Origin of the sequence: Alteromonas sp. DY56-G5 (assembly GCF_041414725.1) — a bacterium.
GTDB lineage: Bacteria > Pseudomonadota > Gammaproteobacteria > Enterobacterales > Alteromonadaceae > Alteromonas > Alteromonas macleodii.
Genome location: NZ_JANHZQ010000014.1, coordinates 18,620 through 43,744, shown reverse-complemented (window position 1 = coordinate 43,744; position 25,125 = coordinate 18,620). Strand labels below are relative to the sequence as shown.

At 45.4% G+C, this 25,125-nt stretch carries 18 protein-coding genes; 12 read left to right on the top strand and 6 right to left on the bottom strand.

Annotated elements, in window-relative coordinates; translation table 11 throughout:
- Positions 1 to 5 precede the first annotated feature (5 nt).
- Positions 6 to 3,449, top strand: a complete 3,444-nt coding sequence (locus tag NO989_RS09190; protein ID WP_014980379.1) for a PAS-domain containing protein — start codon at positions 6 to 8, stop codon at positions 3,447 to 3,449.
- Between the two features lie 47 nt (positions 3,450 to 3,496).
- Here the strand turns inward: NO989_RS09190 and NO989_RS09185 are convergent, their stop codons facing one another.
- Positions 3,497 to 4,120 (bottom strand): mechanosensitive ion channel family protein, encoded by a 624-nt coding sequence (locus tag NO989_RS09185; protein ID WP_014950819.1) that lies wholly within the window; start codon positions 4,118 to 4,120, stop codon positions 3,497 to 3,499.
- 539 nt (positions 4,121 to 4,659) lie between these two features.
- Here NO989_RS09185 and rimK point away from each other — a divergent pair.
- From rimK to NO989_RS09165, 4 genes are all read left to right on the top strand, one after another.
- Complete coding sequence (gene rimK, locus NO989_RS09180; protein WP_061095924.1) at positions 4,660 to 5,565, top strand: 30S ribosomal protein S6--L-glutamate ligase; 906 nt, start codon at positions 4,660 to 4,662, stop codon at positions 5,563 to 5,565.
- A 48-nt stretch (positions 5,566 to 5,613) separates the two neighbouring features.
- Positions 5,614 to 6,645, top strand: coding sequence for a succinylglutamate desuccinylase/aspartoacylase family protein (locus NO989_RS09175; protein ID WP_061486590.1), 1,032 nt, complete (start codon positions 5,614 to 5,616; stop codon positions 6,643 to 6,645).
- A 17-nt stretch (positions 6,646 to 6,662) separates the two neighbouring features.
- Complete coding sequence (locus tag NO989_RS09170; protein ID WP_014977481.1) at positions 6,663 to 7,097, top strand: RimK/LysX family protein; 435 nt, start codon at positions 6,663 to 6,665, stop codon at positions 7,095 to 7,097.
- Between the two features lie 68 nt (positions 7,098 to 7,165).
- The gene (locus tag NO989_RS09165; RefSeq protein WP_014977482.1) at positions 7,166 to 8,155 is read left to right on the top strand and encodes a hypothetical protein; all 990 of its coding nucleotides are present in this window, start codon (positions 7,166 to 7,168) and stop codon (positions 8,153 to 8,155) included.
- Here the strand turns inward: NO989_RS09165 and NO989_RS09160 are convergent.
- Entirely contained in the window at positions 8,115 to 8,759 is a 645-nt protein-coding gene (locus tag NO989_RS09160) for a response regulator transcription factor (protein ID WP_014977483.1), read from the bottom strand. The genes NO989_RS09165 and NO989_RS09160 overlap by 41 nt on opposite strands.
- 18 nt (positions 8,760 to 8,777) lie before the next feature.
- Positions 8,778 to 10,724: an acetate--CoA ligase gene (gene acs / locus NO989_RS09155; protein ID WP_014977484.1), complete on the bottom strand. Its 1,947-nt coding sequence runs from the start codon at positions 10,722 to 10,724 to the stop codon at positions 8,778 to 8,780.
- A 245-nt stretch (positions 10,725 to 10,969) separates the two neighbouring features.
- Here acs and NO989_RS09150 point away from each other — a divergent pair, with 245 nt between their 5' ends.
- Positions 10,970 to 12,133 carry a DcaP family trimeric outer membrane transporter gene (locus NO989_RS09150; protein WP_014977485.1) on the top strand — a complete coding sequence of 388 codons (1,164 nt, stop codon included), beginning with the start codon at positions 10,970 to 10,972 and terminating at the stop codon, positions 12,131 to 12,133.
- A gap of 93 nt (positions 12,134 to 12,226) precedes the next feature.
- Here NO989_RS09150 and NO989_RS09145 read toward each other — a convergent pair whose 3' ends face one another.
- From NO989_RS09145 to NO989_RS09135, 3 genes are all read right to left on the bottom strand, one after another.
- On the bottom strand, positions 12,227 to 13,381 hold the full coding sequence (locus NO989_RS09145) for a Na/Pi symporter (RefSeq protein ID WP_014977486.1): 1,155 nt from the start codon (positions 13,379 to 13,381) through the stop codon (positions 12,227 to 12,229).
- A gap of 109 nt (positions 13,382 to 13,490) precedes the next feature.
- A complete protein-coding gene (locus NO989_RS09140; protein WP_014977487.1) occupies positions 13,491 to 14,543 on the bottom strand; it encodes an aldo/keto reductase in 1,053 nt (350 codons plus the stop codon).
- Between the two features lie 82 nt (positions 14,544 to 14,625).
- Positions 14,626 to 15,684, bottom strand: coding sequence for a hypothetical protein (locus NO989_RS09135; RefSeq protein ID WP_014977488.1), 1,059 nt, complete (start codon positions 15,682 to 15,684; stop codon positions 14,626 to 14,628).
- Between the two features lie 393 nt (positions 15,685 to 16,077).
- On the opposite strand from NO989_RS09135, the gene NO989_RS09130 reads away from it, so the two are divergent.
- The 6 genes from NO989_RS09130 to NO989_RS09105 all read left to right on the top strand — a co-directional run bounded on the left by NO989_RS09130 (position 16,078) and on the right by NO989_RS09105 (position 25,033).
- Positions 16,078 to 18,555, top strand: a complete 2,478-nt coding sequence (locus NO989_RS09130) for a S8 family serine peptidase (protein WP_014977489.1) — start codon at positions 16,078 to 16,080, stop codon at positions 18,553 to 18,555.
- 92 nt (positions 18,556 to 18,647) lie between these two features.
- Positions 18,648 to 19,493: a DUF6689 family protein gene (locus NO989_RS09125; RefSeq protein WP_371342427.1), complete on the top strand. Its 846-nt coding sequence runs from the start codon at positions 18,648 to 18,650 to the stop codon at positions 19,491 to 19,493.
- A 154-nt stretch (positions 19,494 to 19,647) separates the two neighbouring features.
- Complete coding sequence (locus NO989_RS09120; RefSeq protein WP_156086953.1) at positions 19,648 to 20,487, top strand: GAF domain-containing protein; 840 nt, start codon at positions 19,648 to 19,650, stop codon at positions 20,485 to 20,487.
- A 79-nt stretch (positions 20,488 to 20,566) separates the two neighbouring features.
- Positions 20,567 to 23,725, top strand: coding sequence for a serine/threonine-protein kinase (locus tag NO989_RS09115; protein WP_156086954.1), 3,159 nt, complete (start codon positions 20,567 to 20,569; stop codon positions 23,723 to 23,725).
- Positions 23,718 to 24,407, top strand: coding sequence for a sensor histidine kinase (locus NO989_RS09110; RefSeq protein ID WP_014950835.1), 690 nt, complete (start codon positions 23,718 to 23,720; stop codon positions 24,405 to 24,407). Before NO989_RS09115 ends, NO989_RS09110 begins: the two co-directional genes overlap by 8 nt.
- The gene (locus NO989_RS09105; protein ID WP_014977493.1) at positions 24,404 to 25,033 is read left to right on the top strand and encodes a response regulator transcription factor; all 630 of its coding nucleotides are present in this window, start codon (positions 24,404 to 24,406) and stop codon (positions 25,031 to 25,033) included. Before NO989_RS09110 ends, NO989_RS09105 begins: the two co-directional genes overlap by 4 nt.
- The last annotated feature ends 92 nt before the right edge of the window (positions 25,034 to 25,125 follow it).

Genomic DNA, 25,125 nt, shown 5'->3' with positions numbered 1-25,125 from the left:
ACGTTATGGTTTTTGGTTGGGTAACACTTGCAGTACTGTACCTCTTCTTGCTGTTTTCACTGGCGAGTTGGGGTGAAAAGAACTCGCCCACCGCTAGAGCACTAACGTCACATCCCGCTATATATTCGCTGGCCCTCGCTATTTATTGTACCGCATGGACTTTTTTCGGCATGGTAGGCCAAGCAAGTAGAGACACCTGGATTTACCTGCCAATCATGCTTGGGCCTATTCTCGTTTACGTCTTGGGTTATAAGTTTATTTACAAGTTAACCCTCGTCAGCAAGAAGCAACACATCACTACCATTTCCGACTTCATCGCGTCGCGCTATGGCAAGCGCCAAACCGTAGCTTTGGTAGTTACACTTATCGCGCTCCTTGCCACTATTCCTTATATCGCGCTTCAATTAAAAGCAGTGGGCGCTACTTTCCAACTCCTTACTCAGCAGCCTAACAGCAACGGCATTATTATTGCCGCCACTGGCTTCATCGCGGCATTCGCAATATATTTCGGTACCCGGCAAACGGACGTCACCGAATACCGACGGGGTTTGATGCTGGCTATCGCCTTCGAGTCGACCATTAAATTGCTGGCGTTAGTGCTGGTTGCCATTGTTGGTTATAGTGCGTGGAAGCGCACCCAGTCTGGTCCATTCTTCGAAAGTTTCACCAATGAAATAGCCTTGGCGCAGTTTGGTTCGTTTACTTTCATCGCTCAAACTATCATGGCGGCAGCGGCCATTGTTTGTTTGCCTAGGCAGTTTCACGTTGCCATTATTGATAACCTAAGCCTAGGTCATCTGCGCACGGCAAGGTGGTTATTCCCTCTCTACCTGACCATTATTTCAGCGGTAATTCCTATTATCGCCATTGCAGGCAAAGCCATTTTTGCTGGCGCTAATATCGAGCCCGACTCTTACGTACTGTCGCTGGCTGTATTTTCAGAGTCAGTTCTTCTTCAAGTGATTGTCTTTGTAGGTGGGCTCTCTGCCGCAACAGCTATGATCATTGTGGCAACACTCACGCTGAGTACTATGCTCACCAACGATGTGATTTTGCCGCGCATTCTTGCATTTACAGGCAATACCGATGACAAACAGGACGTGTCGAGCAAAATCAGGCTTATTCGCCGTATCGTCATCGCGTTTATCTTGCTTATGGCGTTTTTGTACCACCAGCAAATGACCAGCAGCCGCTCGCTTCATTCAATTGGGCTTATTGCGTTCTCGTTAGTTATCCAGCTTATGCCAGCCATTGTTGGCGGACTTTACTGGAAGCGCGCGCATGCGCACGGGGTTTACGCAGGGCTAATGGTGGGATTAGTGATTTGGGTATTGTGGCTTGTGCTTCCCATTGTGAGCGAGCAAGTTTCACAAATGGAACAAAATGAACTCATTAGCCAAGGCGCCATGATTAGCTTAGCGGCGAACAGTTTTGTTTACATACTCTTTTCACACTTTGCACCGCAGCGTCTTATCGACAGAATGCAAGCTGAGGCCTTTGTATCTCCTGCCATTTCCACTAACAACACCGTTAAAGCGCAGGCAACTAACGTGACCGTCTCCGATCTCATAACGTTATTGTCGACCTTTATGGGATCCGGTCGTTGTGAACAATTATTAGAGCAATATCAGCAACTCAATAATTGCCAATTAAAGCACGACGATACGCCAAATGAGTCGTTTTTATCATTTTGCGAACGCGCCTTGGGTGGCGTTATTGGCGCGTCGAGTGCCAAAGTACTACTAGACAGTGCATTGCGTGGTAAGAAGATGGACTTTACCGAGGTTATCAACTTCTTCGATGACACAACGCAAGCCATGCAATTTAATATGACTGCACTACTCACGTCACTTGAAAACATGGACCAAGGCATTAGCGTAGTCGACAAACACTTAAATTTGGTAGCGTGGAATAAACGCTATGCCAACCTCTACCCTTACCCTGATAACTTGTTGGCAGTAGGTACGCCTATAGAAAAGCTTATTCGGTATAACGCTTCACAAGGTGAGTTCGGCACAGATAACGTAGACGGTGAAGTGGAAAAAAGGCTGGCTCATTTGCGCTCTGGTATGCCCCATCGCTTCACGCGACAACGAATGGATGGACGGGTTATTGAGATGGTAGGTAATCCTTTACCTGGCGGAGGCTTCGTAACAAGCTTCAACGACATCACCGGACACGTGGAAATACAGCAAGCGCTTGAAGAATCAAACATTGACCTTGAGGCTCGTATTAAGAAGCGTACTGAAGAAGTACACTCCATAAACGCCGAGCTTCGACTTGAAATAGAACGGCGCTCTGATGCCGAGAAAGAACTGATAAGGGCACGAAAGGCTGCAGAAGATGCCAATGCTAGTAAAACCCGCTTCTTGGCGCTCGCAAGCCATGATGTTTTGCAGCCGCTAAATGCGGCCAAGCTCTACGTGAGCGCCCTTGAAGAACAAGAACTGACTGAGTCAGCGCTAGCCATTATTCAAAAGCTTAGCCATAGCGTGACGTCTAGCGAAACACTGATTGGCACTTTGCTGGATATCGCACGCTTAGATCAAGGTGAAATGAAACCCGATATTGAGTCTATTGATGTAAGGACCCTGCTGTCACCACTTGTGGACGAAATGGCAATGCGCGCGCGGGAAAAAGGACTTGGTTTTAAAGCGATTATACGCCCGTGCTGGGTAAAAGCTGACAAAACGTACTTATACCGAATAACGCAAAACTTGCTTTCAAATGCGGTGAAATACACGGAAAATGGCCGCGTCTTGTTCATTATCAAGCCTGTCAAAGACACCGTTTATTTCAAAGTTATCGACACAGGCATTGGCATATCTACCGATAAAAAAGACAGCATTTTTGGTGACTTTTTCCGCGCAAACGAAAGCAAGGAACATGGTATAGGTCTTGGCTTGGGGGTTGTACGACGTTTAAGTCTGCAGTTGAACAGCGATATTAGTGTTACCTCAAAAATAGGCAAAGGCAGCTGCTTTGCGTTTAGCTTGGATAAAGCTGAGCCAAAACAGGTATCCAACGTTACAGCAAAGCCCCGCAGTACAACATTTACAGGAATGGACGTGCTTTGCGTGGACGATCAAAGAGAGAACTTAGATGCCATGCAGACCCTATTACAGAAATGGGGAATCAATGTGGTGCTTGCAAACAACTGGGATGACGCGTTGAAAGTCTGTGAGACTATTCAGCCTCAAATCTTACTCATGGATTATCAGCTCAGTCATGACAGCGAGAAAAATGGGCTAGCTTTGATTGAAGAGATAAGACATCGACTTAATATTGTGGTGCCAGCAGCGCTTATTACGGCGACACCAGATGAAAGCTTAGTTACACAGTGTAAAGCCCAAGGCGTAAACTTCTTAGCTAAACCGCTAAAACCAGCGAAACTGCGCGCACTACTTCAAAGTATGACGCGCTACATCAGGGAGGCGAAAAACGTGTAGCTAGTAGCTCGCTGCAGGTTTTTCGCTATGTGAGTAAGGAAAGACGTCTAGAGTAATTCGTCGTGTGGTTTACTTTCTTCAATTTTAACCACCGGCGTTTCTACGCTCGACTTCGCCACCACTTTTCCCATTGCTCCCCACTTCTCTTTAGGGTTGAGCAAAACAGGACGGGTTAAAATTAGGTTATTAGGATACATGAGGGTTTCACGCTCAGCAGTAAGCAAGCGCGTGCTAAACGGCCCTACATCGGCAATCACACCTTCAATGAAGTTATCGCCGTCGAGAATGCGCACATAATTACCTCTGCGATACGCTACGTTTGTGAGCAAAATAAAATACGCAGTGATGTTACTGATGAGTGACCAACTAGCAAAAAGCGCAACACCGGTTACCGTGATGATAGAAGTGGAAAGCACTAAGAGCCCAGAAAAATCGATCCCCCATGCTAGCAACAACAAGGCTAACGATACTGTAGCGACAATAACCCGTGCAGCAAAAAGTCCTTTAATAGCACTATTTGATTTTAGCTTTGACTTTACGATGTTGGTTTCTAATTTTGGTAGCAACTTACGAGACATCGCCAAATAAATTAGTAAAACCAAACCACTCCACACGACATTTGACTGGTACTGAGTTAACCACGCCAAAAACCCATGCCACCACTCATTCATTAACCCAAATCCTTACATTTTTTCGTTAAGCAGACTGACCTTAAATTCTGATTTTACGTTAGAAAGGCCAACGCGCTCTAATGCTAACGTGAAAAACACTCAAGTTCATGCATTAAAAGCAATCGACACAACAAGAATTATTCGTAAGACACCCCCGAACACTTACATTAGTATGCGCGCAAAAATGACTTGTCTAATTAATACCAGTCCGCATAGATAATTACCCACTCAGCGAGAGTTAAAATGTTCGTAATCGCGGCGTGTTACCGCAGGTATAGTGGTTCTACATCAAGGTGACACAACAAAGAGTACGGACATTTTAAACTCGCCCTTCGGGAAGGTCTGGCAAGCTTCCTAGCTTCATTCTGGGAATTTGAAAGGGAACAGCCATTCCTGCATTCCCACGCTTCGCTAGGAAACTTGCCAGCGCCTTCTGAATGGGCAATTATCTATACGGATTGGTATCATCACGTTCTAACGTGGTAATAGATTGGTCGATAAAACGACAAAATAAAACACAAACTACAGGCTTTTTTATAATGCGCATTGCAATTCTTTCTAGAAATCCTCGTCTTTACTCTACTTCACGCTTAGTCGAAGCTGGGCAGGCTCGCGGGCATCAGGTTGACGTTATCGATACCATGCACTGCTACATGGATATCACCAGTGCGCGACCGTCAGTTCGCTATAACGGTAAGCGACTACCCTATTACGATGCAGTGATCCCGCGAATTGGCGCATCGGTTAGCTTTTACGGCACATCGGTCGTTCGCCAATTTGAAATGGTGGGCACATACAGCCTTAACGAGTCGGTTGCTATCAGCCGCTCTCGAGATAAATTGCGTTCATTGCAGCTTTTATCACGTAAAGGCATAGGTATGCCTAGAACAGGCTTTGCACACCACCCTGACAAAATCGACGATGTTATTAAAACGGTTGGCGGCGCCCCAGTGGTTATTAAGTTACTTGAAGGCACGCAAGGTATTGGCGTGGTATTGGCCGACACGCAAAAAGCGGCAGAGTCGATCATTGAAGCCTTTATGGGCCTTAACGCCAGTATTTTAGTGCAAGAGTTCATTAAAGAAGCGGGCGGTGCAGATATTCGTTGCTTCGTGGTAGGTGGAAAAGTTGTAGCAGCGATGAAGCGCCAAGCAGCACCTGGGGAATTCCGCTCTAACCTTCACCGTGGCGGTCATGCAAGTTTAGTTCGCCTAAGTCCAGCGGAACGCAAAACAGCGGTAGATGCGGCTAAAACGATGGGACTAAATTGTTGTGGCGTAGATATTCTTCGTTCGAACAACGGTCCAGTCGTTATGGAAGTAAACTCTTCGCCGGGCCTTGAAGGCATTGAGAAGGCGACCAATAAAGATGTCGCCAGTATGATCATTGAGTTCATTGAAAAAAGTGCAGAGCCGCACAAAACAAAAACCCGTGGAAAGGGCTAGCGCCCTTTACCCTTTGCTATGCAATAACGTAAATATAGGAAAACGTTAGTGGTAAATGATGTTTTAAGAATTGGGGGTGAAAACATTGCTCCTGGCGAAACAAAAAAGATTGAGTTAGAAATGCCGCCGCTGTACACGGCCACCAATATGAGCATTCCGGTTTACGTTAAACGAGGAAAGCGACCAGGTCCCATTATGTTCGTCAGCGCAGCCATTCACGGTGACGAATTAAATGGCATCGAAATAGTAGGCAGACTTATCCGCTCAAAAGCGATTGAGCGGATAAGAGGAACCCTTATCGCGGTGCCTATGGTTAATGTGTACGGCGTACTAAACCAGTCTCGTTATTTACCCGATAGACGCGATTTGAACCGCAGTTTTCCAGGGAGTAAAAAAGGTTCGCTTGCCGGTAGGTTAGCCAACTTGTTTTTCAAAGAAGTGGTAAGTAAGTGCGATGTCGGCATTGACCTTCACACCGGCGCTATACACCGTAGTAACTTGCCACAGATTCGCGCTGACTTAGACGACCCAGAAGTACTGGAAATGGCAAAAGCGTTTGGCGTACCTGTACTACTTAACGCAGAGTTACGCGATGGCTCTTTGCGCGAAGCGGCCAGTGAAAGTGGCGTTAAAATTCTGCTTTACGAAGCAGGCCAAGCGTTACGTTATGACGAGTTTTCTATTCGTGCCGGCGTAAGAGGCATTATTAATACCATGCGTCATTTGGGCATGCTGAATAAAAGCCGCAGTAAGGGCCACAGTATCGAGCGTTTTATAGCGCGCCAAAGTGGATGGGTTCGCGCGCCAGAAAGTGGATTTGTGACGCATTTAGCACAGCTAGGTGACCATGTTGAAAAAGGTGACAAACTGGCCATTATTGCTGATCCGTTTGGCAATTATTTAGATAGCCTTGAAAGCCCTGCAGAAGGTGTTGTAATTGGTAAACAAAATATTCCACTTACCCAAGAAGGTGAAGCGGTATACCACATTGCATACTTTTCAGAGCCTGATACTGTTGCAGAACACGTAGAATTATTACAAGACAATTTATTGCCACCAGAACAGGGTCCTGTTTTATAAAATTGGTAGAAAAACTGATGAACAATAAAAAAATTGTTGGTGCGGTAGAGCTGTGCGATTTACCAAAACTCGCCATCTCTGATTTGAACGTACGCGTTGATACAGGGGCGGCAACGTCTTCACTTCATGTTGACAACATTGAAGAGTTTGATCAAGACGGTGAATTATGGATTAAATTTGATATCCATCCCGACATTCACAACGTTGAACGCGTGGTTCGCAGAGAAGCACGTGTAGAAGGACAAAAACGCGTAAAAAGCTCAACGGCTACACTTGAGAAGCGCTATGTTATAATTACGCCTATAATAATGGACGGGTACCAGTGGGATATTCAGTTAACCCTAACGGACCGCTCTGAAATGACCTATTTGATGCTGCTCGGAAGAGAAGCGATGAGGGGTCAATTTATTGTAGACCCCGAGCACGACTTTTTGCTGACGGGAAAAGACTAGCAATACAAGTTTGCCAATGGATATTCAGCGTTAAAACCTGCGGCAACTTGCAGTAAGGCATGCGTTTAGTGCATGAAATACAAAATATGGACGTTACGAAAAAAGCCCTAAGTGTTGCCTCTCTGCTGTTGAGTGTATTTACACTATTGAGTGCTAATGCTCAGCAGCAAAACACAAACGAGGTAAGTACTGACTTACCTCACACCGTTCTCCGCCTGCCAAATATTCACCCTGGGCGAGACGCCGTATACGCCTACGCTAAACGTCTTCTCACAGAATCACTGCGCGTTACTGAACCTCAATACGGCTCTTTTGAACTGATTGTCAGCGACCAAGAAACGGCGCAAGAGCGTCAACTACGCAGCCTTGAACACCACATGCTAGACGTGACGTGGAGCGTTACCTCGACAGAGCGTGAACGTCAGTTCCTGCCCATTCGCATTCCCATTATGGCGGGTCTTTTTGGTAAGCGTGCACTGCTGGTCAGAGAAGGCGATACGCGACTTAAAGAAGTAAAGTCATTAAACGCGTTACGAGCATACCGAGCGGTTTTGGGCTACGACTGGCCCGATACGAAGATATTTCGCGCAAACGATATCCCGGTGTTGGAAACGACCTACCGGGCGTCATTTCGCATTGTTTCGGAAGGCTTCGCTGATATGTTTCCAAGAAGTGTTATGGAAATTAAAGAAGAACTCGCTGACAAGGCGCTCTCACGCGGTCTGACTATCGACGATCACCTTATCATTTCATACCCAAGCCCCATCTTTTTCTTTGTAGGAAGCGACAATCAGGCATTAGCAGGGCGGATAGCTGAGGGTCTGTTAAGGCTCTTCGAAACGGGTAAGTTTCAGGAGCTACTGTTAGCTCATGATAACTTTAGAGAAGGTATGGCACTTACCGAAGGGCGAACGGTTATTGAAATTGACAATCCTTTGCTAAGTGAACAAAGCCGCTTGGCATTGGAAAAGTTCTTACCGGAATTTGCTACCTCAGAAGCCGTGCTTAAGTTCGACGCTACTGAGCTGGCGGCTCCAACTCAAGTTGTGAAGCAATAAGTACCGCTTGTGTGCGGTTGTTTATGCCCAACTTTTTAAAGATAGCAGTGACATGCGCTTTAACCGTGGCCTCTGCGATATCTAAATTAAAGCCAATTTGCTTGTTCAGCAAGCCGTCTCGCATGTAACAAAGCACCTTGTATTGCGAGGGCGTTAGCGAGGCAACTTTATCCGCTAATTCAGAGAACTCTTCATTCACCTCATCAACGTCTTCACTTAAGTTATCAGGTAGCCATACATCGCCATCCAGAATTGCTTCTACGGCGTTTGCAATATCTTGCGCACTGGCAGTTTTGGGGATGAACCCTAGCGCGCCCACGCTAATAATCTTTGAAATAAGTGTGGTGTCTTCTGTGCCAGAGACTACGGCAACAGGAAGTTCGGGAAAGAGTTTTCGAATATGCAGCAAGCCAAACAAATCATTGCTACCCGGCATGTGCAAATCAAGCAACAATAAGTCGATATCCTCATTGTTGAGAATATCGACTGTAGTGTTAAGGTCTCCCGCCTCTTTGAGGGTTAAGGCTGGAAGTGACAACGACAACGCGCCTCTTAGTGCATCGCGATACAGCGGATGATCATCAGCGATTAGAAGGGTTATCATTGTCTATATCCTTAGTTTCTACTTATTTAGACGTTCCTCTATCAGTGTATCAACAACCGATGGATCCGCCAACGTTGATGTGTCACCTAATTGCTCATGCTCATTGGCGGCAATCTTACGCAAAATACGGCGCATAATTTTACCAGAGCGGGTTTTAGGTAATCCACGAGACCATTGGATCATATCAGGTGTAGCAATCGGGCTTAGCTCTTGACGCACCCACGCCTTAAGCTCTTTAGTAAGGGCTTCATTTGCTTCAACCCCTTCATTTGGTGTTACGTAAACGTAGATACCCTGCCCTTTGATATCATGTGGGAAGCCAACAACGGCAGCCTCAGCTACTTTAGGATGGGCAACAAGTGCGCTTTCGATTTCAGCGGTGCCCAAACGGTGACCAGAAACGTTTAGCACGTCATCTACACGACCAGTGATCCAGTAAAAGCCATCTTCATCGCAACGAGCACCATCACCGGTGAAGTACACACCTTTGTATGCGCTAAAGTAGGTGTTGATAAAGCGCTGATGATCGCCATAAACCGTTCGAGCTTGGCTCGGCCAGCTGTCTTTAATAACAAGATTACCTTCTGCTGCCCCTTCAAGCTCATTACCGTCAGCATCAAATAGCGCTGGCTGAATCCCGAAGAATGGGCGAGTCGCTGAGCCAGGCTTTAACTCCGTAGCGCCAGGCAAAGGCAGGATCATGTGTCCACCTGTTTCTGTCTGCCACCATGTATCGATAATAGGACAACGGCTCATACCAATTACGCGGTGGTACCATTCCCATGCTTCAGGATTAATAGGCTCACCTACTGTCCCCAAAAGGCGAAGCGATGAGACATCACACCCTTCAGTTGGAACATCTCCGTGCGCCATTAATGCGCGGATAGCAGTTGGTGCGGTATATAAACTATTTACTTTGTATTTTTCTACTACTTGAGCAATACGTTTAACGTCTGGATAAGTTGGTACGCCTTCAAAGAACACTTGTGATGCGGCGTTCACCATTGGGCCATAAACCATGTAGCTGTGGCCTGTGATCCAGCCTACATCAGCGGTACACCAATAAACATCGTCTTCTTTGTAGTCAAAAGCATATTTAAAGGTCATCGCAGAATATAAGAGATACCCGCCCGTAGTGTGTACTACACCCTTTGGCGTTCCAGTAGAGCCTGATGTATAGAGGATAAACAGTGGGTCTTCCGCGTTCATTACCTCTGGTTCACACTGCGCTGACACGCCATCAACAGCGTCATGCCACCACACATCGTGCTTAGCATTCCAGTCTACGTCTCCTCCTGTTAGCTTATGAACTAAAACATGAGTAATAGACGGACACGCATCACCAGCCAGTGCTTTATCCACATTCGCTTTCAGTGGAATACTTCTTCCAGCACGACGGCCTTCATCTGCAGTAATCACGACTTTGGCGTTGCTGTCGTTGATACGATCGGCAATAGCGTTAGGTGAAAATCCACCGAAAATCACTGAGTGAACTGCACCTATTCGGGCACACGCTAACATGGCGTAGGCAGCCTCGGGTACCATCGGCATGTAAATCGCAACACGATCACCTTTTGCTACGCCCATTTCTTTAAGTGCATTCGCTAATTTACAAACTTCATAGTGCACTTGTTGATACGTGATATCTTGGCTATCTTCTGGTGAATCACCTTCCCAGTGAAAGGCAACTTTTGTAGCATTATCAGCTAGATGGCGGTCAATACAGTTATAGCTGGCATTTAACTCACCATCTTCAAACCACTTAATAGACACATCGTTTTCACCAAACATTGTGTTTTTAATTTTGGTGGGCTTTTGATACCACTCAAGCATGGATGCGTGCTCAGCCCAGAACGCTTCAGGTTGCTCTACAGATTGCTTATACATCTCATCATATTGAGATGCGGTTAGATGTGTAGACTGAAGAATGTTCTCAGGCACAGGATAAGTTTTGCTGGCGGTCATAAAGATTGCCTCCAATATCAATGATGTAAAATTCTTGTTGTATGGTGAAACACTCTAGCCATTCACCCACAAAGCAAAATGAGACTTTGGTCTTAGCAGCATACAACTAAGGTTCTACTAGAAAAGTATTACGACTATAGTCTTATGCGACCATTGGCTTATTTAATTTTTAGATAATAAGTACACAATCAGCAATGTTAACGTTGAATTTACATTTATTTAACCACTTTTTTGGAACAGACACGATGAAAGCTAAAATAAAAAATACGGTTACAGCAGTAGCGCTGTGCCTGGCAGCATCTACAGGTGCAGCACAAGCAGCAACAATCGGCGACACAAGTGTGAAATTCACAGGCTACGTTAAAGTCGACGCTATGGTTAGTGACTACTCAGATGGCACCATTGCATCAGGTAGCGTAGGTCGCGATTTCTATATTCCTTCACTAACACCTGTTGGTGGCGTTGACGAAGATCCACAATTTGACGCGCATATCAGAACGTCACGATTCCGCTTTGCAACGTCAACGCCTACGGCTGAAGGCGACACAATTAACGGTGTATTCGAACTCGACTTCCTTGTAACTAGCGGCGGTGATGAGCGAATCAGTAACTCCTACACTCCGCGAGTACGCCACGCGTACTTAACTTACAAGAATTGGTTGGTGGGCCAAACATGGACGACCTTTATGGACGTAGGTTCATTACCAGAATCACTTGATTTTATTGGTACCACTGACGGCATCACCTTTGCCCGTCAAGTTATGGTGAGATATACCAACGGCGGCCTACAGCTTGCGCTTGAAAACCCAGAATCAACCATTACGCCATTTGGCGGTGGTAGCCGAATTACGAGTGACGACAGCAGCGTTCCAGACTTTGTAGCTGCCTATACGTCAAAGTATGACTGGGGTTATGTAAAAGTAGCGGGCTTATTAAGACAGTTGTCTTACGATAATGCCGCTGGCATTGATGCGGACGAAACCAGCTTTGGTGTATCGGTAACCGGTAAATACAATTTGTCTAATGGCGACGATATTCGCTTCACGTTCAACACGGGTAAAGGTTTAGGCAGATACTCTGCGCTAAACGCAGTTAATGGTGCAGTACTTACCGAAAGCGGCGACCTTGAAGCCATAGACTCAACAGGTTACGGCGTTGCGTATCGTCACAAGTGGAGCGAAAAAGCGCGCAGTAGCATCATGTTCTCGGCGTTTGAAGCAGACAATGACGTATCATTAACGGGTTTAGCTACCACTGAAAGCACTTATAGCACACGTGTAAACTACTTGTACTCGCCAACTAAAGCGCTAACCGTTGGCGCTGAATACGCTTTCGCAAAGCGTGAAATTGAAGCCGGCCTTGAAGGCGACATGAACCGCTTCCAAGTTTCAGCAAAATACGCATTCTAATACATGCACTAAGTTAAAAAAGAGAAACGGCACTGAGCTCATCAGCGCCGTTTTTTTGTGCATACAGAAAAATAGAATGGCGCGCTACATTAGCTACATAGTAGTGAAGATAATACCCAAAGGCATAATAAAGAATAAGCCACCGATATAAGCTGCGCCGTACATTTTCCGCTCTGCCGCTATCACTGATAATTGATAAGACAAATTGAGCGGAATATTGCGCAATAAAGGCAGCCCGTAAATAAGCGTAACGCCCAGAACGTTATAAATCAGGTGCACAAGCGCTATTTGTAGTGCAAATCCACTATTAACCCCCACTACACCCAACGCTGCGATAAGCGCAGTGATACATGTGCCTATATTTGCGCCCAATGTGAACGGATAGATATCCTTAGCTTTTAAAATTCCACTGCCAACCAAAGGAACCATGAGCGATGTGGTGGTTGACGAGGATTGCACTAGCACTGTCATCACAGCACCCGACGTTATTCCAGAGAGTGGCCCTTTTCCTATGCTGGTATGCAATAACGCCTTTGCCTTGCCTACCATAAGTGATTTCATAATTTTACCCATGTAGGTAATTGAAAACATAATAAGGCCGATACCAAGAATTATTTTCGCTACGCCCGGATAAATAGAAGGTAAAAAGGAGAATGCTTGTGTAACTATGTCTGTTACCGGTTGCGTCATCGCTTTAATAGGATTAACACCAGACACACCGATGGCTTCACCTGTATGGATAAGCGCAACCAATTGGGCACTTAAAAACTCCAAAATACCAAACGCCATTTCAAGAGGTAAGAAAATTAGTACCGACAGTACATTGAAGAAGTCATGAATAGTGGCCGCATTGAAGGCTCTTTGAAACTCATCTTTTTTTGCAACATGACCAAGGCTCACCAAGGTGTTGGTAATACTGGTCCCAATGTTGGCGCCCATCATCATGGGTATAGCGATAGTTATGGGTAAACCACCCGCTACCATTCCGACAATAATAGAGGTAACCGTACTTGAAGACTGAATAAGTGCGGTACACACCATACCAATAATCAATCCCATGACAGGATTAGAAGCAAAACTAAAAAGAGATTTCGCGTGGTCGCCAGTAGCAAATTTGAATCCGCTGCCAATCATGCTGACAGCTAATAACATCACATAGACTAACAAGGCTAAAAGAAGCCACTTACGCCAGTTATGTGCTTTTTCTAGCACGCTGTTCTGGGCTAGTTGAGGGTCAATCATTGACATAATACGCACAAATTCATACTTGAAAAACACATAATATGACGTGCGTATTACACAAAAATGACGGGGGAGTGAAGTGCTACCCCGCCATTCTTAGGAAGAAAAAATTCGCTTAGAAGCCTAAAGGATACTGCCTTAGTACACCGTGAATGTCGTCTAATGTTTCCTTCGAAAGTGAAATATCAAACGCGTCTATATTTTCTTTAAGTTGAGGCACAGTGGTAGCGCCAATAATTGTTGAGGTAACACCAGGCACTTGCTTACACCACGCCAACGCGAGCTGCGAAGGTGTTATTCCTGCTTTTTCTGCAATCTTCATATATTCAGCTGTAGCTGCCTGCGCTGGCGCTTTATCTCTAAATAACCCCATACGCTGAGCTAGTGTCCAACGACTACCTTCCGGTCTGGCTCCATCCTGATACTTACCACTTAACATACCCGTTGCTAACGGCGACCACGGAAGGTAAGCAATGTTCTCTAGTTCACACATTTCAATTAAATAAGGCCAGTCTTTCGCATGAAGTAAACTGAACTCATTTTGAATAGAAACTGGAAGCGGCATATCCAGCTCTTTGCAAAGTGTAAGAAAGGCGTGAATGCCCCAAGGCGTGTCATCTGACAGCCCCCAGTGTCTAATTTTCCCTTCATCCAGCGCGCGCTTAATGCCTAAAAGGATATCACGCATACCATCCAGTTCTTTTTCTCGATTGGTTTTGGTTGGATCAGCACCATCCGGCCAATGCTTACCGAAATGAGGTGTAACTCTATTCGGCCAATGAAGCTGGTAAACGTCGATATAATCGGTTTTTAAGCGCTCTAATGAATAGGTGAGTGCGTTTGCGATAGCGTCAGCTGTAATGGGCCCTGCGTTGCGAATGTATTTCAAACCGCTGCCAGCAATTTTAGTCATTAAAACAATGTCAGAGCGCTTTGATTCGTTCCGCGAAATCCAATTACCGATAATGCGCTCTGTATCGCCATAGGTATCTACATTTGGGGGAACAGGATACATTTCGGCCGTATCGACAAAGTTCACGCCTTTATCCAGGGCAAACGCCATTTGCTCGTCTGCATCTTGCTGGGTGTTTTGAATGCCCCATGTCATTGTGCCCAAACACACATCCGACACCTGTAAGTCGCTATTTCCTAAGCGGTTAAACTTCATTTTTGCTTCTACCTTGCTTGGCTTATACCTTATTGATGCAATAATGAGTCGACCGCTTAAGAAATAAAAGTGCCCTCTGTGGTTATGAGGCTTTCTTAGTGGCCAACTCGGCTTCTACACTTGCTAGCCGCGCCTCAATATCTCTTTTGGACTCGACCATTTCATTCGCCAATTCTGCGAGTGATTTTAACTCTGCAAACCCTAACTTTCTCGTATCAATCATTTGATACTGACGCTTACAGCGATAAAAGAAAGTAAGAAAGTTAACAAAAGCGCGGTGAAATGTCGCAAAACTCTTGATCAATACCAGAATTAACACGATAGACGTGAGCGCAGCAATACTTAGACTGTAAATACGCACTTGGCCTTCTTGTTGTTCAATCATAGGTTTCAAGGCGGTATCGACACCCTTTAGCTGTGTCTCCACATTATGTGCGCTTTGTCTGAACTCTCCGCGAAGGCCTTCATTGTGAGTTACACCAAACGTTGTGAACGCATCAACTAATTGCAACAGCGCTTCTCTATATTGTATCAATGACTCATCAAGCGCCGAACTATTGCGGTAATCAGCAACTAAACGCTCAGTCATTTCGTTCATCAACTTCGCATAATACCCTTCTTGGGTTATTTGATAATTTCGCGTGGCGAGTTGAATATTGGTTAACAACTCTCTTGATAATGGGTCTTGAGAAAGTGCCCCTTCGTTGAGTACCTTTTCTAGCTCGGAAATACGCCCTCTCAGCCCGTCATTTTGCGTGAGCCCAATTCGCTCTTGAAGAGAGACAACCTGTTGGAATACCCCACTGTAGGCCTCCATTGAGGCAGACAGGCTTTCGACATCGGCCACAGGAAGACGGTATTCATTGAACATGGGGACAAGGGTAGTAAGTCGCCCCTTGAACAAATAGGACTGCTGAAGAAACTTGTCAAAGTAATCGGTGCCGTGGCGAAGTAAGAAATCCTTTTCGTGTCGTCTCATCTGAAGCAAATCTTGCCCCATTCTCAGTAGCGCATCTCGCTGCTGATTTAAGCCAATTAAACGCTGAGTGAAATAATGCTGACTTATCACCAGCATAGCCATTCCAATCACACAGATAAGGGTCATTAAAACCAATCGAGACTTAATTGAATCAAACTTCATGACAAACTCCTCTTGGGAGAAAACAGAGCGAACAAGACATAAACAAAAACTAATAAATGTTTAAATTTCGCCAACATACGCCATTACTATAGGTGCTTAACGTGACATTTTTTATTAAACCTTTGTAGCAATTTTGCACATTATTACATCAAAAAAAGTCACACATTTAGGGTGAAACCCCTATGTTCGAACAAAATTCAAACGGCCACTATTAGTGCGTACTTTGCTGCGATGACGTTAATCAAAAAACGCCGCGTTTTAATTAAGTACATGGCACGAATGCCATGCGCTTCAGCAACATAAACGCGTTCGGTAATGCTAACGACACAACAAGTCAAATGATTGTCTTAAGCATCTAAGAAAAAGCGCAGCCTCAAGAATTTGGAGAAGAATATGAAGAAGTTCGCCCTATCTACGTTAGCTGCAGCTATGCTAGCAAGCCCGTCAGCCCACACACTTGCCGATGCCTACATTGGCTCACAAATGGCTGAGAAACTTGTGTCGCTCTCCCCTGCTGAATCGCTGATGGCTGTTGTTACGTACGATCAAATGTCACCACTTGCCGAGTCACAAATTACGCAATTATTAAACTTGGGTATTACAGAAGGCGTGCAATTTAAGAACCTTCCAATCATTGGTGTGGTGGCAACGAAGGCGCAAATTGAGGCTATTGCTCAATTCGACGGTGTACGATCAGTTTTTGCGAACCGCGAAATGAAGCTATACAACGCTGATGCACGTGAGATCACAGGCGTTGCTGATTTGCAGGGCGAAGGATTTGCTTCAAGAAACAACGTTGAGTTCACTGGTAAAGGCTCAACTATTTTAGTGATTGATTCGGGTATTGACGCTTCTCACCAAGACCACTTCTTTGGCGATACTGTGGTTGATAACGTGCAAGCAATATTGAATCCGGGTGCGCTTTCTATCGTTGGCGTAACGGGTCCAACACTATCAAACCAAGTGAATACCGACCTAAACTCAGGACACGGCACACACGTTGCCGGTACTATCGCGGGTAGCGGTGTAATGTCTGATGGCAAGCACCGTGGAGCAGCCCCAGATGCTGACATCATTGGCTATGGTTCAGGCGCAGCAGTGCTGCTTTTAGATACTATCGGCGGCTTCGACTACGCAATTAGCAAGCAATACACCTTCGACAACCCTATCAAAGTTATCAGCAACTCGTGGGGTTCTAGCGGCAAGTACGAACCACTCGGCCCTGTTTCGTTGGCAAGTTACAAAGCACATAACATGGGAATGATTAGTGTATTCGCAGCAGGTAACGATGGCCCTGGTGAAGACTCGCATAACCCATATGCACAAATTCCTTGGGGTATCTCTGTAGGTGCGGGTGACAAGTTCGGAAAACTCGCTGGCTTTTCATCTCGCGGATTAAAAGGCGAGACTGGCGACTTTACTATGCCTGACGGCACGCAATGGACATATAACAACGAAGTCTCTGTTGTCGCTCCAGGTGTGGACATTATCTCTACTCGCGCCGTACTGAACGCCGCCGCGAATGGTGGAGACGCAGACATAGATGCAATTGAACCTCAGAACCTTCCTTTCTACACCATGATTTCTGGCACATCTATGGCGACACCGCATGTTTCAGGCATTATCTCATTGATGCTGGAAGCGAACCCGAATCTTGATAACGCGACCATTAAGCGCTTGCTGCAAGAGACAGCCACTAACATGCCTGGTTATGAGCGCTGGGAAGTCGGAGCGGGTTACGTTAATGCACGTTCAGCAGTTGCTGCTGCCCTACTTGAAGATATGGGCCATAAAGTTACGGTTAATAACTTAGATGGTAAAAGCTTTAAGGCAAATGCACTTGTAACCACCAGCGATCGAGTAGAAAACTTCGATGTTTTTTATTCACCGGTAGGAGAGCCTGAAGTTATTCCTTTTGAAGTAGGTTCGAAAGAGGTACTTGTCAAAGCGTCTGCCGATAGTTTTGCAAACTTAACCAAGCTTGTTCTTGTAGCCCCTGACGGCACTGAATATCGCGGTAACTTAACTACGCCAGTACTTTCTACCACCATGCGTGTTGCTGCACCAGCCATGCCTGGTACGTGGGGCGTATATGTTTATGGTTTAACATCACTCTCTGGTGTAGAAGCTGACCCATTAGGTTTAACTAACGGCCCAGGTTTACCTGAAACATTTAACGTCACCGTGTCGTTCGAAAATAGCGGCGGCTTTGAAGGTATGGACGACGTAGAAGGTCACCCTCAACAAAACGCCATAGAGTTCGCGGTAAGTGAGCGCTTAATGGACGCCATCAATAGTCGAGGCTTCTCACCTGATGCTCGTCTTAAACGCAAGGACTTTGCGCGCTATGCGGTAATGGGTGGAGCCGTTAGACAGTACCGTGACCTTTTGAATGAAGAACGTCCTAATATTGGTTCAGTACCTGGTTTTGACAAAGCGTTCGTTGAATCAGTAATGGTTAAAGGTGGCGCACTTAAAGATAAGCTTCGTACACAGTCTCCTGTACTTCGCAGCGAAAATGGTAGTGCTGACCCGTTCGCTAGTGTTACTAAGCTAGATATCGCTTACTCACTGGTACAGATGCTTGGCTTGGAAGAAGCAGCACTTAGTTTTGACCCTAACGCCGACATCGTTGTTGACTATAACGGTGAGCAAATTGTGCTAGAAGATCAAGACAGTATTCCGGCTGATATGAAAGGCTACGTTCAGTTAGCACTTACCTTGTCGTTGATTAACGCAGAGTTTGGTGTAGAGCAAAGTCCATTCAGCATCACGCCTACTATCACTGCGAGCTTCGCGCCAGATACGGTTATAACCAGAGCGCATTACGCTGTATTGGCTTCGCGCTTCTTTGCTCAGTATTTCGAATAAAATCGCAAACCACTGAAAACGGTGCCATTATATTAATTGATAATGGCACCATTTTAGGTTAAATTTTAACCAATACTGAAAGAGGTCATCCTATGATGTTTACTGCGATGAAATTCAGACAACTTACCACCGTTGTTGCCACCACAGCTCTACTTTTGTTTTCCACTGCACAAGCACAGGTAGTCACGCCTGCAACTCTCACTGTCGACGACAATAAGATTCAGGCCAAACTGACGCTAAGCAGCTTAATTGAAGTAGATTTAACTGTAGAGTTCGAAAACAGTATTGGCCTTAATGCTAACAACATTGACATTACCGCTGAGCTGCTTGATCCCACAGATTTGACCATTACAGACCGCCTGCCCTCAGCATTAACAAGCGCTGTTTCGGATTTTCCGGTTCTTGTATCAATCTCTCCGAAAGCTGACGCCGGTTTTGGGTTTGAAGGTTTAGCGATGGTTGAGCTTTACACTAAAGCTATTCACTACACGCCAACCATTCCATGGCGCTTGTTTACGTCTCACGACGGTGGCGAGTTTGAAGACATAACAACGTTAACGTCATCAGGCAGTTTTCGTGCACGCGGCAGCACAGGACAATTTTCAGATTTTATTATCTTATTAGATAATCGCCCATCAGGTTCTGTTATCAATGACAAAGTTGCTTCTTTAAGCACGATCGTAAATGGCAATCGCAATAAAATTGCTGCGCTATTAGAGGCAGCCATAGACAGCGGAATAAACGATGTCCAATCGGCATTGGCGGTAAACGATGACGATGCGGCACTGGCTGCTGTAGATAGCCTTATATCGCTTATTGATAATGCGTCTGGCAATGAAATTGCAGATGTATGGCGCTCAAGTGGTGACGTTGTGAACGTGAAAGGTTTACTACTTACTCAGCTACAAACATTACGCTTTAGCTTAAGAACATTGTAAATCAAGCTGGAGACTGAAACGTTTAATTGCGTTGAAATCGACGCAATTAAACCAGCGTTTGGCGTCACTGATAAGCAAGAAACTCTCTTATTTGTGTAATTTTATACAAACAGATGGGAGGAGATGGCACCAGTGACGCGACGAGGAATATGCCATGCCGTTACAAATAGCCTTTACAGAAAATAACGGAAGCGTAAGTAAGCACTTGCTTTTTGAAGGTCGAGAGTATCAGGTCGGCCGCTCTGAAAGCGCGGACATCGTTATACCCCACCCCCAAGTTTCTCGCTCTCATATTGTATTACGAGCAAACAAACAAGCTGACAACGATCACGTTTGGCAGCTAAATGACATGAGCTCTACAGGGTGCTTCAGTGCGGGAATTCAAATAAAGCACCTGACGCTAGACAAACCCCATGTATTACAGCTTGGTCCAGTACCCTGTGAATTTACTCCCCTTGCGCTCAATAATGTGGTCAAACTTGACAGCCAACGAGAGTGGAGAAAGCAACAACTAAAGCAGTACCAAACGCAGCTTCAACAGTGTAATAGCAGTACTGCTCTTATTAACCTTGCCAGAGAATGTTTAACCCAATCATTAGGGTGTGAACGGGCATCACTCATTTTGTTTGATAAGATAAATAACTATCAACTCGGGATAGGCTATGAAAGCTGGATGCAAGGTGAGGACTTTACCGGTAGCCGTACTATCATCAACCAGTGCATGCAAGCTAACGCTGTTCGTGCCATTGGCAATATTGTTTGCGACAAATCGTTAAACAAGCAGCATAGTATAATCAGTCACGGCATTCAGGCTGCCATCTGTGTACCTGTTTGTATTGATGAAAAGCCCGTTGGCGTATTGTACGCAGACTCGACGCTGGGACGCCGTTACTTTACCCAAACGGACATAGATTTTGCCACCTCTTTAGCGAATATGATTTCGATGCGTTTGTTATTCCACACAATTGAGCATAAACTTTCACTTATAAGCTAAAATAAAAATAACAATTTAGTGACGCAATTCGTCTATTCGATTGCGTCGCTGTAGTGGTTAGTGAAGTGTGGAGAAGGCTTTGAACAGGCCCGATGTATTCTCGTCGCAAAACAATTCTCTTAAAACTGAGGCGCTTGCTTTAGGGACTTCTATTGCGCCAAATTCCCGTCTAGCTAACCGGTTTCAAATTGTTGAACAACTTGGCTCAGGTGCTCAGGCCACCGTTTTCAGCGCCATCGATGAATTACTTGATGTGAAAGTTGCACTTAAGGTCATTGAGGGTGGCGCCAGCGACCCGGTTAAAATGCAAACCATCCGCAATGAAGTCAACATTGCTAGGCAACTACAGCATCCTAATATCATCCGTGTTCATGACGTTTTCTCTGATGGAGATACCGCCTTTTTTACAATGGCGTTTATTGAAGGCGAGCCTCTGTATACACGCATTCAACAACCTATCAGCAAAGCCGATTTCGACAAGTGGCAGCAACAGCTCGTTGAGGCACTGTTGGCCTGTAAATCGATAGGCATTAAACATGGCGATATAAAGCCAGACAATATTCTTCTTGATCACAATGAAGACATTAAACTGATCGACTTTGGAATTGGGCAGAGCGCTGCATCTGGCGCTCAAACGAGCGGACACCAACACTATACCGCTCCTGAAGTCATCCAGACTGGAAAAGCGAGCGAACACTCTGACACCTACAGCTTAGGAAGAGTGTTAGAAGATATGCTGGGCTGTGTACAAAAGGAAGGACTGGGCTTTTCTCAATACCTGTGGACGAAAAAACGCAAAGCTTGTATTGATCAATTAACACACCATTTGCCCGCGAAGAGACTCTCTTTGGAACAGGCACTTAACATCAGCTCATCAAGCGATAATGGCAGTGCTAATGTAACTTACAAAACCCTTGTCACCTTTTCCGCCATTGCCATATTGGTACTTGTGATTAGCGCCAGCATTTTTTCTTACTCTTGGTATCAAAAAGCGCAAACCAGACTGCCCTCTGATACTCCTATTCAGCTACTCGTACTCAATGATCCTCAATATCCACTTTTAGATACGATAAACACGTTACTGCGCTATCCCCTGTCTACTCATCCTCACATTGTTTTAGATGATAAAGAGCAAACCCAAACATTGATGTCAAACTTAGCGTTATCCCCATTTAATAACGACAATGACAGAGTAGACTTAGCCGCTTCCACGTCGGTAAACAGCGTATTATTACTTGATGCTACGCCTACCAGTAGCGATAGTTACTTACTTCATGCCAGCGTACTTAGTATGCCCGCTAACAAACCTATTTTTACCGTGTCGCATAATGTAAATGCAAACACCCTGTCCGATGATTTAAGTGTATTTGCTAACAAGCTCATTAAATCGTTATTTGACGCCATCGAAACGCAATCGCCCCAACCACTTCCTGACTTACGCTACCTTGATGCCTTGGATACCGCTTGGCAAAAAGGAGAAGCGTTAAATAGCGCAGACACCGTTGAGGCGATTATAGCAACCACACCGGACTATCCGGGTGGATGGGTGGCAAAGGCTCGAAACGATTTAAATACGGGCGACTATGACGGTGCCAGGCAAGCGGTAGAAACTTTATTCCAACTCTCTGACTTGGCAGTGTATTGGCGTTTACAGGGCGAGCTATTAAGAGCAGAGCTAAACGAAGATCTGTCTCTTGCTCAACAATCAATAGATGCGCTTGTTTCTCAGTTCCCTGACAGACCAGACTTGCTGTCGATGCGTGCAGACATATATCAGTGGGCTGGCGAAGATGCCAAAGCAATGTCCGACTATAAAGCTGCTTTAGCCCTTCGCCCCAATAATGGACAACTTTGGTTTGAACTTGCTCGTCTGCAAATTATTAATGGGGACATTGAAACTGCCACCAGCGACTCATTAACTCGAGCACTCGTAGCGTTTCGTCAAGCAAAAGATCCCCGAGGCGAGAGTTTAGTACTTAACGCTTTTGGTATTGCTTACCTACGTACAGCTGACAATGTGGCTGCAGCGCAGTATTTTAAAGACGCACTGGCATTGCGTGATGCAAAAACGCAGCCCTCTCAGCGGGCTAAAACCTTAGCCAACCTCGCCATTGCCACATCTCTTACGGGCGACTATACCACTGCAGAGGCGTCATTAGAAGAAGCGGTAAAACTACTCCACGATTTAGGTGACTTGGCACAAGAAGCCCATGTAAACGATACACTAGGTTTTATGTTTGAAGAGCGAGGCCAGTTCGCAAGAGCGTTAGAGTACTACAAACGCGGTCTTGATATTCGTGTGCAAACCGATGACAAGGTGCTTCAGCCGCAAAGTATGAGCAATGTGGCCTATATGCATTTTCTAATTGGAGATATCTCTCTTGCTGAGATTTACTGGCAGCAGGCGAAAATGCTATTTGAAAGAAATGGGGACGAGTCTCACTTACTTCGAACCCATCAAAATCTTGCACAGTTGAGTTTGGTAAAAGGGGACAAGAATACCGCCACCAATTATTTAACCACTGTCGAGCAACGACTCGGTACACAGCACAATCAAGAAAAGCTTTATAACCACCTGCTATTCAGCTACTTAAACTTTGCAAACGGAAATTTGACTGAAGCCACGCAGCACGCCGCTGACGCAAGGCGCTTAGCTCAGGCTTCTGAAGATGTCAGAGCCCAAACCGAGGTATTACTATGGCAGGGAGAGATGTGTTTACTTACCGCAAACTGGTTATGCCTAGAAAACAGTCTTGAAACCGTGACGCCTACCATTAGCGAAGAGCGCCACGAGCAATTTGCCGTTTACCAATGGTTAACATTGGGATTGAAGCATCATAAAGGTACACTAAATAACGAACGAGACGAGATCTACACTACACTTGTCGATAACACCAACGTGCCGGTCATCACTGAAATTAAAATTCTGCTCGACATACAGCAGCGACTTTCTTTGAATGAAAATAGCAGCGCCATGGAGAAGCTTAGCTCGCTCATTAAACCAACCTACTACCAGCCTTACCTGCAGTGGCTATACGTAAAGGCGTCACTAGGTGATGAAGAGTCCATCGAAAAGTTAAAGCAAAAATTAGCGTTATATCCTAACTACTGGCGTAACCACCTTTACTATCGCGCCATTCCAGGTAAAGAAGACACGGTGGATGACTTAACATCCAAATGGCTATCTCAATTACCTGAGCAACAGGTTGGAGACTACAGGAACGCCTATTTTGACTGACTTGGCCACCGAGATAGAGAACATTAAAGCGTTACAGGCGACCCTTCAGGCTCGATTAGATGCCGATCAAGAGGTTTTGCAACAGCTCGCAAAACGATTGTGGGCTCAACAAGAATCAGAAAAAGCGAAGCTTTCTCGTGAATTACATGATGGGATTGGTCAGCTGCTCACAGGGCTGACACGAAGACTGCAAGCATTATCAACCTCATCGCCTGAGCTTGAGGCACTACACGGCATCGCTGAAATGGCGTTAAATGATGTCAGACAATTATCACGGCTAATGAGCCCAACAATCCTTGATGACTTAGGCCTTAAACCAGCACTTAACTGGCTTTGTAGAAATTTGCTTAGTGGTGAAGATATTGAATATCACACCGAGATTACCGTACCTCCTGATCTGCCCAAAGACATAAGCACATTATTATTTAGAATTGCGCAAGAAACGCTGGTTAATGCTATAAAACACAGCGAGGCCACCAACCTTACTTTATCAATTTCTTACCATCATCACGTTATTCGTTTGGATATTCTTGATAATGGTGTAGGGTTTGATAGTAAAGCCATAGAGCCCGGCATTGGCCTTTCTAGTATTCGCGACAGAGCAGAAGCGTTCAATGCGACACTGGAAATAGACTCTGCAGTAGGGCAAGGCACCAGAACAACAGTAACGGTACCCGTATGACAATTCGTGTAGTGCTAGCCGATGACCATGTGCTTATGCGTCAAGGCGTGTCTCAAATGCTAAATGCCAACCCAGATATCAGCGTAGTGGGAGAATGCGACGATGGTGTCGCATTAATCGCTGCAGTGTTAAAGCTCTCGCCAGATGTTATTTTGATGGACATTTCGATGCCACGTATGAGTGGTCTGGTCGCTATTGATAAAATTCTATCTCAGCGCAGTGACGCGAAAATTCTTGTGCTTTCTATGCACAACGAAGTGGAATACATTGAAGCCATGCGCGACGCAGGCGCTAAAGGCTACATATTAAAAGAATCTTCCGGTGAAAGCTTGGTTGAAGCCATCAAGAAAGTGGCCGCAAACAAAACCTGTTTTCCCGATGAACTAACCCAGTCATCTAGCGATCAATGCCAAAAGCACGTATCGCCGCTAAGCGTATTAACTAGAAGAGAGCGAGAAGTTTTTTTCTTAGTTGCTGCAGGCAACACCAGTAAGAAGATTGCTGAGCTACTAGATATGAGCCTTAAAACTGCAGAAAATCACCGCAGTAATATTTATAAGAAGCTTAATTTAAGCAGTTCGGCAGAACTTATCAGAATGGCAGGAAAAGCAGGTTTGTTAGAATAGTTGGGATTTATTCTCAGTGTGGAACTCTTTTCCATTCCCCCCTACCATATTCCATATTCAGCGAATGCTGGTTGCGGTAATTAAAGCCCTAA